This is a genomic window from Pseudomonas sputi (assembly GCF_021603585.1).
Classification (GTDB): Bacteria; Pseudomonadota; Gammaproteobacteria; order Pseudomonadales; family Pseudomonadaceae; genus Aquipseudomonas; species Aquipseudomonas sputi.
On sequence record NZ_BQHI01000048.1, the window covers coordinates 1 to 14,103 of the forward strand.

The window sequence follows — 14,103 nt, forward strand, 5'->3', positions numbered from 1 at the left end:
CTGGAGGGTATCAACAATCGAATAAAGGTCATCAAGCGGATGGCGTACGGTTACCGGGACAGCGAATTCTTTTTCATGAAGATCAAGAGCGTGTTTCCCGGCAATCCGTGATGAACCAAAAAAAAGCCACCTGAAGAGGTGGCTGAAAGGGAAGACCGCAAGGAGAGGAAACCGGTCAGGGTTAAGGCCGGGAGGGCTGCCAGGGCAAGCCGGAGCAGTGAGGCTGCGTGCTTCGTCAGCGATGTTTTTGCAGCGGATGCGCGGATTATCCGCAGCCGCCGACGGGCAGTGAAATCAACTCTGACTATGCTGGTGATAGGCGACGTGACTGCGTCGCAATGAGGCGGGGGCGATCAGGTGGGAGCATTTGCCGCACAGGAATGGTGCGGTGCATGCGGCGTCAATATCCAACCGATTGAAATCAAAGCGTTTATGCCGATGGCACGGGCCTTGCGAAGGCCTGTAGGTCCGGAGTGACAAGGAGTACGGCATGATCCGCACCTATTTTGATGAAATGTACGATGCCGGCGGCCAGATCCGCCCGCATTACCGGGAGTTTGCCCGCTGGCTGGCCGAGACGCCTGATGAACTGCTGGCCCAGCGGCGACGCGAGGCCGATCTGCTGTTTCATCGCGCCGGAATCACTTTCACGCTCTACGGGGACGAGCAAGGGACAGAGCGCCTGATTCCCTTCGACACCATTCCGCGCAGCATTCCCGCCAGTGAATGGCGGATTGTCGAGCGCGGCTGCATTCAGCGGGTCAAGGCGTTGAACATGTTCCTCGCCGACCTTTACCACGAGCAACGCATCATCAAGGCCGGGATCATTCCGGCCGAGCAGGTGCTGGCCAACGAGCAATACCAGTTGGCGATGCAAGGGCTGGATCTGCACCGCGATATTTATTCGCACATCTCCGGCGTCGATCTGGTGCGCGACGGCGACGGCACGTATTACGTGCTCGAGGACAACCTGCGCACGCCGAGCGGTGTGAGCTACATGCTTGAAGACCGCAAGATGATGATGCGTCTGTTCCCCGAGCTGTTCGCGGCCCAGCGCATCGCTCCCATCGACCATTACCCGAACTTGCTGCTCGACACCTTGAAAAGCTCAAGCCCGATCGACAACCCGAGTGTCGTGGTGCTGACCCCGGGGCGGTTCAACAGCGCGTTTTTCGAGCATGCGTTTCTCGCCCGGGAAATGGGCGTGGAGCTGGTGGAGGGCGCGGATCTGTTCGTGCGTGATGACAAGGTTTTCATGCGCACCACCGACGGCCCGAAAGCGGTGGACGTGATCTACCGCCGGCTCGACGACGCGTTCCTCGATCCGCTGGCGTTCCGCCCGGATTCGATGCTCGGCGTGCCGGGGCTGCTGTCGTCGTATCGCTCCGGCAATGTGGTGCTGGCCAATGCCATCGGCACCGGCGTGGCGGACGACAAATCGGTGTACCCGTTCGTGACCGAAATGATCCGTTTCTACCTCGACGAAGAACCGATCCTGAAAAACGTGCCGACCTGGCAATGCCGCAACCCGTCTGAACTTTCCCACGTGCTGGCCAATCTTGCGGATCTGGTGGTCAAGGAAACCCAGGGCTCCGGCGGTTACGGGATGCTTGTGGGGCCGGCGGCGACGACTGCGGAAATCGATGCGTTCCGCGAGCGGATCAAGGCCAAGCCCCACGCGTACATCGCACAACCGACGCTGTCGCTGTCGACCTGTCCGACCTTTGTCGAAAACGGCATTGCGCCGCGCCATATCGACCTGCGCCCGTTCGTATTGTCCGGGCGCGAAACCCGGGTCGTACCCGGCGGTTTGACCCGTGTCGCTCTGCGTGAAGGCTCGCTGGTGGTGAATTCATCCCAGGGCGGCGGAACCAAGGACACCTGGGTGGTCGAGGATTGAAGGAAGCCTGTCATGTTAAGTAGAACTGCCTCGGATCTGTACTGGATGTCGCGTTACCTGGAGCGGGCGGAAAACCTCGCACGAATGCTCGATGTCAGCTATTCGCTGTCGCTGATGCCGCAGGACGGCCGTGGCGATGGCCTTCACGAACTGGCGATGCCGCTGCTGATCACCGGTACGCTGGACGATTACCTGGAACGCCACGGCGAATTGCATGCCGAGCGATTGTTGCACTTCTTCGCCCTCGACGCGGCCAACCCGGCGAGCATCTACAGCTGTCTCGGTGCGGCGCGGGCCAGCGCCCATGCGGTGCGCGGCCGGATCACCGCCGACATGTGGGAGAACATCAACGCCACCTGGCTGGAGATCCGCGGGATCGCCAATCAGGGCCTCAGCCGTTACGGCATGAGCCGTTTCTGCGAGTGGATCAAGGAACGTTCGCACCTGTTCCGGGGTGCGTCCTACGGCACGATCATGCGCAACGATGCGTTTCGCTTCATTCGCCTGGGTACGTTCATCGAGCGGGCGGACAACACGTTGCGTCTGCTCGATGCGCGTTACGAAATGGCCGGCGATCAGGCCGAAGCAGTCAGCGACGGCACCGCTCACGCCTATTACCAATGGAGTGCCCTGTTGCGAGCCTTGTCATCGTTCGAGGCTTACACCGAGATTTATCGCGATGCGCCGGGTGCCCGGCATGTGGCCGAATTGCTGCTGTTGCGCGCCGATGTGCCGCGTTCCTTGCGGGCCTGCACCGAAGAGATCGATCAGATCCTGGCCCAGTTGCCGGGGGCCAACGGTCGCCCCGCACAACGTCTGGCGGCGGAAATGGACGCACGCCTGCGCTACACCGGCATCCAGGAAATCCTCGAGGAAGGCCTGCACGCCTGGCTCACTGAATTCATCCCGCTGGTGCGCCAGCTGGGCAACGCCATTCACAGTTCCTACCTGGAGGCCGCATGAGACTTTCCATCAGCCACGAGACCACCTATCACTACGAAGATCAGGTGCGCGCGAGCATCCAGTACCTGCGCCTGACCCCCCACGACAGCGAGCGTCAGCACGTGCTGAGCTGGCAGCTCGACCTGCCGCGCCCGGTGCGCGCCCAGCTCGATCCGTTCGGCAACATCCTGCATGTGCTGACCATGGACGAGCCCCACGAAGCGATCATCATCGGCGCCCGGGGGCAGGTCGATATCGACGAGTTGCGCGAAGCGGAGCACGAGAGCCAGTCGGCGCTGCCGTTCCTGCGTTTCACCCGGCTGACCGAGGCGGACGAGGCATTGCGGGCGTTTGCCGAGAAATCCTGCAAACAACGCCGCGACCGCAATGCGTTGATCGATCTGATGCACGGTTTGAATCAACACATGACCTACAAGCCGGGTTCCACCGAAGTCGACACCAGCGCTGCCGAGGCATTCGCCGGACGGGCGGGTGTTTGCCAGGATCACGCCCACGCGTTCCTGGCCTGCGCGCGCAGTCTCGGGGTGCCGTCACGTTATGTGTCGGGTTATCTGTACAGCGAGGATTGTGAGCACCTGGCCAGTCACGCCTGGGCCGAGGCCTGGATCGATGACGCCTGGTACAGCTTTGACGTGACCAATGAGCTGGCGCGGCCGGAGCGGCACCTGAAACTGGCAGTGGGGCTGGATTACCTCGACGCCTGTCCGGTGCGCGGCATGCGCCGGGGCGGCGGGTCAGAGCAGATGCACGCGAAGGTGCGGGTGTCGCCGACACCAGCCCCCGTCATCTCGGTGCAGCAGCAGTAAGCGGCGTTGCTGGATTACTTGGCGGGCGCAAGCTTGCGCCCGGCCATGTGCTGCAAATACCCGATCAGCTTCTGCAGATCCGCGTCCGGCAACACCTCGGCGGAAAACCCCGGCATCTTCGCCTGCGGCCATTGGCGCAGACTCTGCGGATCGCGGAGGTAGCGCTTGAGGAAGTCCGCGCCGAAGTACTCGGTGGGGTTGTACGGAATATTCAGGTCCGGCCCGAACTGCGCATCGCCCGCACCATTGAGACGATGACAGGCCAGGCAGTTCTTCTGGAACAGCGCAAAACCCTGATTGACCGGGTCATCGGCCTTCAACGCAGGGTCCGGCAACAGGGCAGGGAAGCGCTCGGCCACCGGCGCCATGCGCTTGATGCTCGTCACTTCGAACGGCCATTGTTCCGGGCTGATATGGCCGACTTGCGGATCCGTCCACACCAGATAGAACGGGCCGGCGCTGTGCTTGCCTTCCGACAGCGGCGGCCAGGGCTGCGCCGGATCTTCGATGGCCAGCCAGGCGCGTGAGCCCTTGTTGTTCAACAGCGGCGCGGCGGACAGTTCCGCGGCAAAGCCGTCCAGGGCGACGGCTTGCAGGTGATCGTCCGGTTTGATGCCGGTCAGCAGTGCGGCAACCGGCACGGCGCGATAAGTCATGTCCTTCTTGTAGGACACATCATTCTTGATCGTGAGGGTTTGTACCTGAGGATGCTTGAGCAACTCCTCGGTCTCCCAGGTGCGACTGTTCGCGCCCAGCTCCAGGTTCAGTTGCGCGGCAGACAGGGGCATGCTCAGCAGCATGGCCCCGAACAGAATGAGCGTTTTCAAGTGATCGCCGTCAGTGTCGTGGAAGTGCGCAAAGGTTGGCACAGCCACGCTGGCCCGGATAGCGGGCCAATGACATTTTCACTGGCGAAAAACAATACCTGCCGCTTGAACTTGAATCAGCCGATGACCTTGGTCAGGTTCGGCAGAATCAACAACAGCGTCGTGGCGAAAAGAATGAGCCCTGCTTGCCGTACTTTCGGTTGTTTGAACATGGCTTGACCGCCTTTTTTGTTATTTCCTGATGCCTGCCTGCATATCCATGACGGCAAGCGCTGCACTTCCTGTTGAAGAACGCCTGCCTCGGCAAAACCCGACGACAACGACGTACATCTTCACCTTAGGGCCCGCGTCACGCTTCGCTTAGATCCATTTCGTATGTACTTGCTATCTTTTGCGATTAAAAAGGCATGAGGCCCATTGCCAGCTTCTTTGCCGCCCTTTTGCTAGACAGCTCGCGCACCTGAACCGGTTAACCAAGCCCCGGATGACCGTCCGTCTGAGCGTGCGCGTCAACGTCATTGAGCGCTGTGGTCATTGAATCCCTGGTCTGCGAAGACAACAGTGACAACACGAATTTCACTCACCGCACAGGTTCGAGGACGTCATGACCCAAGCTTTGATTTTCGACGCGTTACGCACGCCCCGTGGCAAGGGCAAGGCCGACGGTTCGCTGCACAGCGTCAAACCGGTAAATCTGGTGGCCGGGCTGCTGACCGCTTTGCAGGCGCGCACGGCGCTGGACACCAGCCAGGTCGATGACGTGGTGCTGGGTTGCGTCACGCCGATCGGCGATCAGGGCTCGGACATCGCCAAGACCGCCGTCCAGGTGGCCGATTGGGACGTCAGCGTTGCGGGTGTGCAGATCAACCGGTTCTGCGCTTCCGGGCTGGAAGCGGTGAACCTGGGGGCGATGAAAGTGCGCTCCGGGTTCGAAGAGCTGGTGGTGGTCGGCGGCGTCGAATCCATGTCCCGCGTGCCGATGGGCAGCGACGGCGGCGCCTGGGCGCTGGACCCACAGACCAACCTGCACAGCCACTTCACCCCGCAAGGCGTCGGTGCCGACCTGATCGCCACCCTTGAAGGCTTCAGCCGTCAGGACGTCGATGCCTACGCGCTGCACTCGCAACAGAAGGCGGCGCGCGCCCGGGCCGACGGGGCGTTCAACAAGTCGTTGGTGCCGGTGCAGGACCAGAACGGCATCATCCTGCTCGACCACGATGAGTTCATCCGCGCCGAGTCGACCCTTGAAGGCCTGGGCAAGCTCAAGCCGAGTTTCGAGATGATCGGCCAGATGGGTTTCGACGCTACGGCGTTGCGGGTCTACAGCCATGTCGAGCGGATCAACCATGTGCACACGCCAGGCAACAGCTCGGGGATCGTCGATGGCGCGGCGCTGATGCTGATCGGCTCCGAGGCCAAGGGGCGCGCGATGGGCCTGCAACCGCGGGCGCGGATTGTCGCGACGGCGGTCACCAGCACCGACCCGACCATCATGCTCACCGGCCCGGCGCCGGCCACTCGCAAGGCGCTGGCCAAGGCCGGGCTGCGGGTGGAAGACATCGACCTGTTCGAGGTCAACGAGGCGTTCGCCTCGGTGGTGCTGAAATTCATCAAGGACATGGCCGTCGACCCGGACAAGGTCAACGTCAATGGCGGCTCGATTGCGATGGGGCATCCACTGGGTGCCACCGGTTGCGCGATTCTCGGCACCTTGCTCGATGAACTGGAAGCCCGGCGTCTGCGCTATGGCCTGGCGACGCTGTGCGTCGGCGGCGGCATGGGCATCGCCACCATCATCGAACGCCTCTGACCCCAAGGAATCCTGTCATGACCCAAGCCATTCGTTACGAAAAAGGCCAGGACGGCATCGTCCTCCTGACCATCGACATGCCGGGCCAGAGCGCCAACACCATGAACGCGGTGTATCGCGAGGCCATGGCCGACAGCGTTGCCCGTTTGCAGGCGGAAAAAGATGACATCGCCGGGGTGATCATCACTTCAGCCAAGAAAACCTTCTTTGCCGGCGGCGACCTGAATGAACTGATCAAGGTCGGCAAGCCCCAAGCCAAGGCTTTCTACGACATGGTGCTGACCCTCAAGGGCCAGTTGCGCACCCTGGAAACCCTCGGCAAACCAGTGGTCGCGGCGATCAACGGCGCGGCGCTCGGTGGCGGCTGGGAAATCTGTCTGGCCTGTCACCATCGGGTGGCGCTGGACGATGCTTCGGTGCAACTCGGTTTGCCGGAAGTGACCCTCGGCCTGTTGCCGGGTGGCGGTGGCGTGGTGCGCATGGTGCGCATGCTCGGCATCGAAAAGGCTTTGCCGTACCTGCTCGAAGGCAAGAAAGTCCGTCCGCAGCAAGCGTTGCAGGCGGGTCTGATCGATGAACTGGCGGCGGATCGCGATGAGCTGCTGGCCAAGGCGCGAGCCTGGGTTCTGGCCAATCCTGCGGTCGTGCAGCGTTGGGATGTAAAGGGTTATCAGATTCCCGGCGGCACGCCATCGAACCCGAAAGTCGCGCAGATGGTGGCGATTGCGCCGTCGATCCTGCGCACCAGAACCCAGGGCACGTTGCCGGCACCGGAGAAGATTCTGTGCGCGGCGGTGGAAGGCGCGCAGGTGGATTTCGACACCGCGCACCTGATCGAAACCCGCTACTTCACTGAATTGACCACCGGGCAGGTCTCGAAAAACCTGATCGGCACGTTCTGGTTCCAGCTCAATGAAATCAATGCCGGCGGTTCGCGGCCGCAGGGTTTTGCGCCTTATGCGACGAAGCGGGTGGGCGTGCTTGGCGCCGGGATGATGGGGGCGGGAATCGCCTACGTCAGCGCGGTGGCCGGGGTCGACGTGGTGCTCAAGGACATCAACCTGGCGGCTGCCGAAAAGGGCAAGGCGCATTCGGCCGCGTTGCTGGACAAGAAAGTCGCTCGCGGGCAGATGACTGCGCAGCAACGTGAAGCGGTGCTGGCGCGTATCCACCCGACCGAAAGCGATGCCGATCTGGCAGGTTGCGATCTGATCATCGAGGCGGTGTTCGAGGATCGCCAACTCAAGGCCAAGGTCTCGGCGGCGGCGCAGCAGGTGGTTGGTGCCGATGCGGTGATTGCCTCCAACACCTCGACCTTGCCCATCACGGGGTTGGCGAGCGCAGTGCCGGATCAAAGCAAGTTCATCGGCCTGCACTTCTTCAGCCCGGTGGAAAAGATGCCGCTGGTGGAGATCATCAAAGGTGCGCAAACCAGCGACGAAACCCTCGCACGCGGGTTCGATTTCGTCCTGCAAATCAAGAAAACGCCGATTGTGGTCAATGACAGCCGCGGCTTCTTCACTTCGCGGGTGTTCGGCACTTTCACCAATGAAGGCATCGCCATGCTGGGGGAGGGTGTCAGCGCACCGATGATCGAGACCGAAGCACGCAAGGCCGGCATGCCCATCGGGCCTCTGGCGATCTCTGACGAAGTTTCCCTCAGCCTGATGAGCCATATCCGTCAGCAAACGGCCAAAGACCTGCAAGCGGAAGGGAAACCGCTGATTGAGCACCCGGCGTTCGCCGTGATTGACTTGCTGCTCAACGAATACAAGCGGCCGGGCAAGGCAGCGGGAGGCGGATTTTATGAGTACCCGGCGGGTGGGCAGAAACATTTGTGGCCCGAACTGAAAACCCGTTTCGAGAAAGCCGACGGGCAGATTTCGCCGAAGGATGTGCGTGATCGGTTGCTGTTCGTACAGGCCATCGAAACCGTGCGTTGTGTCGAGGAGGGTGTGCTGACGTCGACGGCGGACGCCAACGTCGGTTCGATCTTCGGTATCGGTTTTGCGGCATGGACGGGCGGCGCATTGCAGTTCATCAATCAATATGGCGTGAAGGACTTCGTCGCGCGGGCGCAGTACCTGGCGGAACAGTACGGCGAGCGTTTCGCACCGCCAGCGTTGCTGCTGGAAAAAGCTGCCAAGGGCGAGCTGTTCTAACGGGGCGGGGACGCATTTCGGGGCTTGCCTTGCCGGGTGGTTTCAAGGCAGGCTCTGGGGTGTGCATTATTCCCATCACGTGTCAGGTATTTTTTATGTCGCTACGCATCTGCATTCTGGAAACCGACATCCTGCGTCCGGAACTGGTCGATCAATATCAGGGTTACGGGCAGATGTTCCAGCGTCTGTTCTCGCAACAGCCGATCGCCGCCGAATTCACGGTGTACAACGTGATGCAGGGCGATTATCCGAGTGATGACCTGGCCTTCGATGCGTACCTGGTCACTGGCAGCAAGGCCGACTCGTTCGGCACCGACCCGTGGATTCAGACCCTCAAGCAATACCTGCTGACCCGCTATGAGCGCGGCGACAAACTGCTCGGCGTGTGCTTCGGCCATCAACTGCTGGCGCTGTTGCTGGGCGGCAAGAGCGAGCGTGCTACTCAAGGTTGGGGTGTCGGCATTCACCACTACAAACTGGCGGCCAAGGCACCGTGGATGAGCCCGCTGCGTGAAGAGCTGACGCTGCTGATCAGCCACCAGGATCAAGTCACGGCGCTGCCGGAGAACGCCACGGTGATTGCTTCCAGTGATTTCTGCCCGTTCGCCGCGTACCACATCAACGATCAGGTGCTGTGCTTCCAGGGGCATCCGGAATTCATCCACGACTATTCACGGGCGTTGCTGGATCTGCGTCAGGAAGCGCTGGGCGAGCAGGTGTACAGCAAGGGCGTTGCCAGCCTGGAGCACCAGCACCACGGCACCACTGTGGCGGAGTGGATGATGCGCTTCGTGGCACACAAACCGACCGCCGCTTGAACCCGAACGCCCTCGTGCCCTGCACGGGGGCGTTTTTTCAGCTCATAGCCAGCCCGATTTCTTGAAGCTCGCCCACAGGCTCACGCAGCCGACCGTGATAAAACCCAACACGCCGAAATAGCCGTAGTGCCAGCTCAGCTCCGGCATGTTCTGGAAGTTCATCCCGTAAATCCCGGCCACCGCCGTCGGGAACGCCAGAATTGCCGCCCATGCCGCGAATTTGCGCTGCACCACGCTTTGGCGTGACGCCTCCAGCAACACACCGATCTCGATGGTCTGGCTGGCGATGTCGGCCAGGGTGGTCAGGTCTTCCATCTGCCGATTCACGTGGATCTGCACGTCGCGAAAGTACGGGCGCATGTTTTTGTCGATGAAGGGGAAGCTCAGTTTCTGCAGTTCTTCGCTTATTTCCACCATGGGAGCGGCGTAACGGCGCAGACGCACCACGTCTCGGCGCAGGCCATGGAGTTTCTGGATGTCGTGCTCATTCAACGCACTGCACAACACGTTGCGTTCCAGCTCATCGATCTCGGCATGGATCGCTTCGCCCACCGGCTGATAGTTCTCGATCACGAAATCCAGCAGCGCATACAGTACGAAATCTTCCCCGTGTTCCAGCAACAGCGGCCGCGCCTCACAGCGCTGGCGGACGTGGGCGTAGGACGCCGAGTGGCCGTTACGGGCGGTGATGATGTAGCCCTTGCCGGCGAAGATATGAGTTTCGATGAACTGCAGAATCCCGTGTTCGCGCACTGGCGAGTAGGTGACGATGAATAGTGCGTCGCCGAAGGTTTCCAGCTTCGGCCGGCTGTGTTTTTCCAGGGCATCTTCGATGGCCAGCTCATGCAGGTTGAACTGGCGTTGCAGGTTGGACAGTTCCTGGGCATTCGGCTCTTCAAGGCCGATCCAGACGAAGTGGCCGGTCTTGGCAGCCCAGGCTGCGCCTTCGTCGAGGGAAATATTGGTGACTTTCTTACCGGCGCTGTAAACCGCAGCAGCAACAACTCGACCCATGGTGGTGTTTCACTTCTTCTTGGCAGATGGCAGGGGAGGCATGGCTTCAGCTTAGCCGTGTCGCTGCTTGAGAGTCAGTGAAATCTGTACAGTTCACCGGGCAAAAGAAAACCCGCACGGGGCGGGTTTCTTTCTTCACGCAGCCTGCAGCTGCCGGTCCATTGCATCGATGCATTCGCGCATCTGTTCGCGACACTGGTTGATGAGCATGGGCATGTCGTCCATGGTCAGGCCAGCGGTAGGAATCGCCGGCAGCGAGCGTATGAGAATTTTCCCGCTGTGCCAGCGGTTCAGGCGCATGTGCTTGATGTAGCTGCTGACACACACCGGAACGATCGGCACTCCGGCGGCAATGGCCATCTGGAATGCGCCTTTCTTGAATGGCAGCAATTCCTCACCCAGGTTACGGGTGCCTTCCGGGAAGACCCAGATCGAGGTGTCTTTGTGCTGCAAGGTGTCGGTGGTCGTCAACATCGACTGGCGCGCCTTGTGCGCGTTCCCACGATCGATCAACACGTTGCCCGCCAACCAGAACAACTGCCCGAACAGCGGCACCCACTTCAGGCTCTTTTTGCCGATGCACACGGTACGACGAGGCACCACATTGCCGAACACGAACAGGTCGTAGTTGGACTGATGATTGGCGACGATCACGCAGCTGTCGGGTTTGTTCATCAACGGCCCGACATCAGACTTCACTCGCAGACGCAAAATGCACATCGCTGGCAGTGCATAGAGACGGGCACACAGGCGACTGTTGTCCGGATTGAATGGGCGGCACAGCCCGAGGATCACACCGAGGATTCCCGCCAGAATAAAGTGCAGGCCCATCAACAACATACGAAACACGAACAGCATTTTCAGGCCCATCGGGACAAAAGGTGGCGCAGTGTACGGATGTGCACTGTTTTCGGCAATTGCCGCTATAGAGTCCGGAGATGGGCGATGTTTAAGCGCATGTTTCCGACTTGTTGGTCAGAGGCGTCCTAGAGCTGCCGCGGAGTTTTTAACTGGGCGTGTAAGAAAAAGCCCGACACGACGGTCGGGCTTTTCTGAATCGGTGCAAGCCGGGTATCAGCCCAGATGCTCCTGATCCTGAATGATTGCGTTGTCCAGGGTTTCCAGCAGCGCCTTGCGTACCTTGAGCTTGGTGTTCTTGTGCGCGGTCATATTGATCTTCTTCAACTGACGCGCGGCGGCAAGGGCGGCACTTTGCAGCTCTTCGGCCGCGACAACCTTGTCGAGGAAACCGGCATCCACTGCGCTTTGCGGATTGAACATTTCGCCGTTGATCACCGAGCGATGGAAGGCCGAGCGACGCAGGCGGTCACGGGCCAGCTCGATGCCGGCGTGGTGCATGGTCATGCCGATCTGCACTTCGTTCAGACCAATACTGAACGGGCCGTCGACACCGATGCGGTAATCGGCGGACAGCAGAATGAACGCGCCTTTGGCCACGGCATGCCCCGGGCAAGCAACGATCACCGGGAACGGGTGCGACAACAGACGACGGGCCAGGGTCGAACCGGCAGTCACCAGGGACACGGCTTCTTTAGGGCCGGCGGTCATCACTTTCAGGTCGTAGCCGCCAGAGAGAATACCCGGCTGGCCGGTGATGATCACGATTGCACGATCCGCCACCGCCTGATCCAGCGCCGCGTTGAAGGCCGCGATCACGTCCGGGGAAATGGCGTTGACCTTGCCGTTGCTCAGGGTCAGGGTCGCGATACCGTCTTCGAGGTGGTAGGCAATCAGGTCGCTCATGGCGCAATTCCTTATAAGAAAGATGGGCAGACGTTACCCACCGTCGCCGGTCAGGTAAAGCACTGTGACTGACCCGCCAGTCACCGTTTACCGGCCGATGCGCCGCAACGCGCCCCGCGCCCGACGCCTGCGCGTCTATATAGAAGGGCCGCGTTTACCCGAGATTGGCCGGATCGCCATGGACTCTCGACGGCTGTCGCGGCTTTTTCGCTTAACCGCATGAAAATTCTGAAAAAAAGTTTGCCATCAGAAAAGCTTTCGACTACATTAGCGCGCCTCGACAGACAGAACATGTTTGAAGAGATACGGTGAAGTGTCCGAGTGGCTTAAGGAGCACGCCTGGAAAGTGTGTATACAGGAAACTGTATCGAGAGTTCGAATCTCTCCTTCACCGCCAAATTCGATGTAAACAAAACCCCTGGTTTCGCAAGAAGCTAGGGGTTTTGTGCATTCTGGCGTCCGGTTTCTGGTCACAGAGTCGCTTCGGCTTTCCTTTTGCCAAGGCATTACAATCGCGGTTTTATCCGGCATGTAAAAGGAAGACCCCCATGATCATTTCCACCACCCACTCCATCGAAGGCCGGCAGATTACGGCGTATCTGGACATCGTCAGTGCCGAGTCGGTGCAGGGTGTGAATGTGATTCGCGATATGTTCGCCGGTATGCGGGACTTTTTTGGTGGGCGTTCGCAGACGCTGGAGCGGGCGTTGAAGGAGGCGCGTGTTCAGGCGACTGACGAGATCAAGGAGCGGGCGCGGGCTCTGCAGGCGGATGCGGTGGTCGGGGTGGATTTCGAGATCAGCATGCCGGCAGGGAAGGGTGGCATGGTGGTGGTGTTTGCGACCGGCACGGCGGTCAAGTTGCGCTGAGGCTTGTGAGCCCATTCAAACGGAATGGGCTCTTTGCTGACAATCAGCCCTGTGGCTTGAGCAGCACCGTGCCTTTCGAATCGTAGGTCAGCGGCGTATCGATCGCGACGAGAGGCGGGGTATCGCCGGGTTGAACTGGCTGGACCGGGTCAGGGTGGTAGATGACAGGCTGCAACGGACTCGGTCCGGTCGGCTGCTTGATGACGATTTCACCTGAAGCGATCTTTTCCTTGAGTTTCTCCGCCCCGGCTTTGCCGGCGGCGATCTGTTCATCCGTGAGCTTTACAACAGGCAGTGTCGGGAATCCTTTGATTTCCATGTTCTCTCCTTGAGATTCATTGCGTAGGAAAAAGGGCAGCGGCCGGTCGCCACAAATCTTTAGCCGCGTGGGACCAACGGTTCCTCAAAGTGTTTAATTTCCGTAGGCCATTCGTCGGGCTTCGGGCGATCTGAATCACAAGTCCAGGAATGACCAGCTAGTCTCAAAAGCCTTGGAGGTCGATATTTTTTCAGGCAAAAGGGTTTGCCGGTGTCAACCCGCATTTGATAAGGGGTGCAGAGATGACTGATCCGTACATCGAAGACGATGGGGCTGAATTTTCATTCAACAATTGCGTGCGCTGCGGCCAGACGGAGTATCAGGCCGGTTTTGGCGAGGATCCGGTGCAGACCGGCAAGATCAAGTCCATGGCACCCAAGGGGCCGAAGGCGAAGTTTCTGCCTAAGGTCACCACCCGCTCCAGAAAGTGATCCCTATCCTGAAAAACCCCGTCATTGAACGGGGTTTTTTATGCGCGCCTTTTGATGAAGCGTCCTACATGGACTTGTGACTTTGTCCGATTTTTTCACAAACTTTTCACACCCGACTCAGTAGGGTGAAGCCATCCGTTAGAAAGCAAGTCTCCAGCCCGTCTCCCCAGCGGGCTTTTTTTTGTCCGTCATAAAACCTTTTCCGTATTCGCTGTCCAATCGGCGCCAAGTGCGTTGCAACGCTGGACATCGCCGCGGCAACAGCATTCAATCTGCGCCCTTTTTTATTCCTTCTGTCCCGTCCTGAATAAGGTTTACACCTTCTGATCTATTTTCAGGAGGACGTAATGGAAACGGCTAAAAGGCGTAGTCAGCGAGACTACACGCTGACTTTTAAATTGTCGGTCGTGGATCAGGTCG

Annotated in this window: 14 protein-coding genes and 1 tRNA gene; 10 read left to right on the forward strand and 5 right to left on the reverse strand. The window is 59.9% G+C overall.

Annotation, left to right across the window (positions count from 1 at the left end):
• From L6D81_RS28905 to L6D81_RS28920, 4 genes are all read left to right on the forward strand, one after another.
• On the forward strand, positions 1 to 111 hold a 111-nt coding region (locus L6D81_RS28905; protein ID WP_036984840.1), incomplete at its 5' end, for a transposase.
• Positions 112 to 490: 379 nt separating this feature from the next.
• Positions 491 to 1,900: a circularly permuted type 2 ATP-grasp protein gene (locus L6D81_RS28910; RefSeq protein WP_236182946.1), complete on the forward strand. Its 1,410-nt coding sequence runs from the start codon at positions 491 to 493 to the stop codon at positions 1,898 to 1,900.
• A gap of 12 nt (positions 1,901 to 1,912) precedes the next feature.
• Positions 1,913 to 2,863 (forward strand): alpha-E domain-containing protein, encoded by a 951-nt coding sequence (locus L6D81_RS28915; RefSeq protein WP_007959974.1) that lies wholly within the window; start codon positions 1,913 to 1,915, stop codon positions 2,861 to 2,863.
• Positions 2,860 to 3,669 (forward strand): transglutaminase family protein, encoded by an 810-nt coding sequence (locus tag L6D81_RS28920; protein WP_236182947.1) that lies wholly within the window; start codon positions 2,860 to 2,862, stop codon positions 3,667 to 3,669. Before L6D81_RS28915 ends, L6D81_RS28920 begins: the two co-directional genes overlap by 4 nt.
• A 14-nt stretch (positions 3,670 to 3,683) precedes the next feature.
• Here L6D81_RS28920 and L6D81_RS28925 read toward each other — a convergent pair whose 3' ends face one another.
• On the reverse strand, positions 3,684 to 4,469 hold the full coding sequence (locus L6D81_RS28925; protein WP_236182956.1) for a c-type cytochrome: 786 nt from the start codon (positions 4,467 to 4,469) through the stop codon (positions 3,684 to 3,686).
• 631 nt (positions 4,470 to 5,100) lie between these two features.
• Between L6D81_RS28925 and L6D81_RS28930 the strand changes: the two genes are divergently transcribed.
• From L6D81_RS28930 to L6D81_RS28940, 3 genes are all read left to right on the forward strand, one after another.
• Positions 5,101 to 6,306 carry an acetyl-CoA C-acetyltransferase gene (locus L6D81_RS28930; RefSeq protein ID WP_236182948.1) on the forward strand — a complete coding sequence of 402 codons (1,206 nt, stop codon included), beginning with the start codon at positions 5,101 to 5,103 and terminating at the stop codon, positions 6,304 to 6,306.
• 17 nt (positions 6,307 to 6,323) lie between these two features.
• Entirely contained in the window at positions 6,324 to 8,468 is a 2,145-nt protein-coding gene (locus L6D81_RS28935; protein ID WP_236182949.1) for a 3-hydroxyacyl-CoA dehydrogenase NAD-binding domain-containing protein, read from the forward strand.
• 95 nt (positions 8,469 to 8,563) lie between these two features.
• Positions 8,564 to 9,286, forward strand: a complete 723-nt coding sequence (locus L6D81_RS28940; protein WP_236182950.1) for an amidotransferase — start codon at positions 8,564 to 8,566, stop codon at positions 9,284 to 9,286.
• A 42-nt stretch (positions 9,287 to 9,328) separates the two neighbouring features.
• Here L6D81_RS28940 and L6D81_RS28945 read toward each other — a convergent pair whose 3' ends face one another.
• The 3 genes from L6D81_RS28945 to L6D81_RS28955 form a co-directional block, all read right to left on the reverse strand.
• Positions 9,329 to 10,300, reverse strand: a complete 972-nt coding sequence (locus L6D81_RS28945) for a magnesium and cobalt transport protein CorA (RefSeq protein ID WP_236182951.1) — start codon at positions 10,298 to 10,300, stop codon at positions 9,329 to 9,331.
• Between the two features lie 135 nt (positions 10,301 to 10,435).
• The gene (locus L6D81_RS28950; RefSeq protein ID WP_236182952.1) at positions 10,436 to 11,158 is read right to left on the reverse strand and encodes a 1-acylglycerol-3-phosphate O-acyltransferase; all 723 of its coding nucleotides are present in this window, start codon (positions 11,156 to 11,158) and stop codon (positions 10,436 to 10,438) included.
• Positions 11,159 to 11,374: 216 nt separating this feature from the next.
• Positions 11,375 to 12,064 (reverse strand): crotonase/enoyl-CoA hydratase family protein, encoded by a 690-nt coding sequence (locus L6D81_RS28955; RefSeq protein WP_236182953.1) that lies wholly within the window; start codon positions 12,062 to 12,064, stop codon positions 11,375 to 11,377.
• Between the two features lie 307 nt (positions 12,065 to 12,371).
• Here L6D81_RS28955 and L6D81_RS28960 point away from each other — a divergent pair.
• A tRNA-Ser gene (locus L6D81_RS28960) sits at positions 12,372 to 12,461 on the forward strand.
• A 151-nt stretch (positions 12,462 to 12,612) separates the two neighbouring features.
• Positions 12,613 to 12,933: a YbjQ family protein gene (locus L6D81_RS28965; RefSeq protein ID WP_007959944.1), complete on the forward strand. Its 321-nt coding sequence runs from the start codon at positions 12,613 to 12,615 to the stop codon at positions 12,931 to 12,933.
• Positions 12,934 to 12,976: 43 nt separating this feature from the next.
• Here the strand turns inward: L6D81_RS28965 and L6D81_RS28970 are convergent, their stop codons facing one another.
• Positions 12,977 to 13,252: a hypothetical protein gene (locus tag L6D81_RS28970; protein ID WP_236182954.1), complete on the reverse strand. Its 276-nt coding sequence runs from the start codon at positions 13,250 to 13,252 to the stop codon at positions 12,977 to 12,979.
• A gap of 242 nt (positions 13,253 to 13,494) precedes the next feature.
• On the opposite strand from L6D81_RS28970, the gene L6D81_RS28975 reads away from it, so the two are divergent.
• Entirely contained in the window at positions 13,495 to 13,683 is a 189-nt protein-coding gene (locus L6D81_RS28975) for a hypothetical protein (RefSeq protein ID WP_236182955.1), read from the forward strand.
• Positions 13,684 to 14,103: the final 420 nt, after the last annotated feature.

Bases quoted from the DNA above. Each gene is read 5' to 3' on its own strand.
- L6D81_RS28910 (WP_236182946.1), top strand. From the start codon at position 491: ATGATCCGCACCTATTTTGATGAAATGTACGATGCCGGCGGCCAGATC.
- L6D81_RS28915 (WP_007959974.1), top strand. From the start codon at position 1,913: ATGTTAAGTAGAACTGCCTCGGATCTGTACTGGATGTCGCGTTACCTG.
- L6D81_RS28920 (WP_236182947.1), top strand. From the start codon at position 2,860: ATGAGACTTTCCATCAGCCACGAGACCACCTATCACTACGAAGATCAG.
- L6D81_RS28925 (WP_236182956.1), bottom strand. From the start codon at position 4,469: ATGCTGCTGAGCATGCCCCTGTCTGCCGCGCAACTGAACCTGGAGCTG.
- L6D81_RS28930 (WP_236182948.1), top strand. From the start codon at position 5,101: ATGACCCAAGCTTTGATTTTCGACGCGTTACGCACGCCCCGTGGCAAG.
- L6D81_RS28935 (WP_236182949.1), top strand. From the start codon at position 6,324: ATGACCCAAGCCATTCGTTACGAAAAAGGCCAGGACGGCATCGTCCTC.
- L6D81_RS28940 (WP_236182950.1), top strand. From the start codon at position 8,564: ATGTCGCTACGCATCTGCATTCTGGAAACCGACATCCTGCGTCCGGAA.
- L6D81_RS28945 (WP_236182951.1), bottom strand. From the start codon at position 10,300: ATGGGTCGAGTTGTTGCTGCTGCGGTTTACAGCGCCGGTAAGAAAGTC.
- L6D81_RS28950 (WP_236182952.1), bottom strand. From the start codon at position 11,158: ATGCTGTTCGTGTTTCGTATGTTGTTGATGGGCCTGCACTTTATTCTG.
- L6D81_RS28955 (WP_236182953.1), bottom strand. From the start codon at position 12,064: ATGAGCGACCTGATTGCCTACCACCTCGAAGACGGTATCGCGACCCTG.
- L6D81_RS28965 (WP_007959944.1), top strand. From the start codon at position 12,613: ATGATCATTTCCACCACCCACTCCATCGAAGGCCGGCAGATTACGGCG.
- L6D81_RS28970 (WP_236182954.1), bottom strand. From the start codon at position 13,252: ATGGAAATCAAAGGATTCCCGACACTGCCTGTTGTAAAGCTCACGGAT.
- L6D81_RS28975 (WP_236182955.1), top strand. From the start codon at position 13,495: ATGACTGATCCGTACATCGAAGACGATGGGGCTGAATTTTCATTCAAC.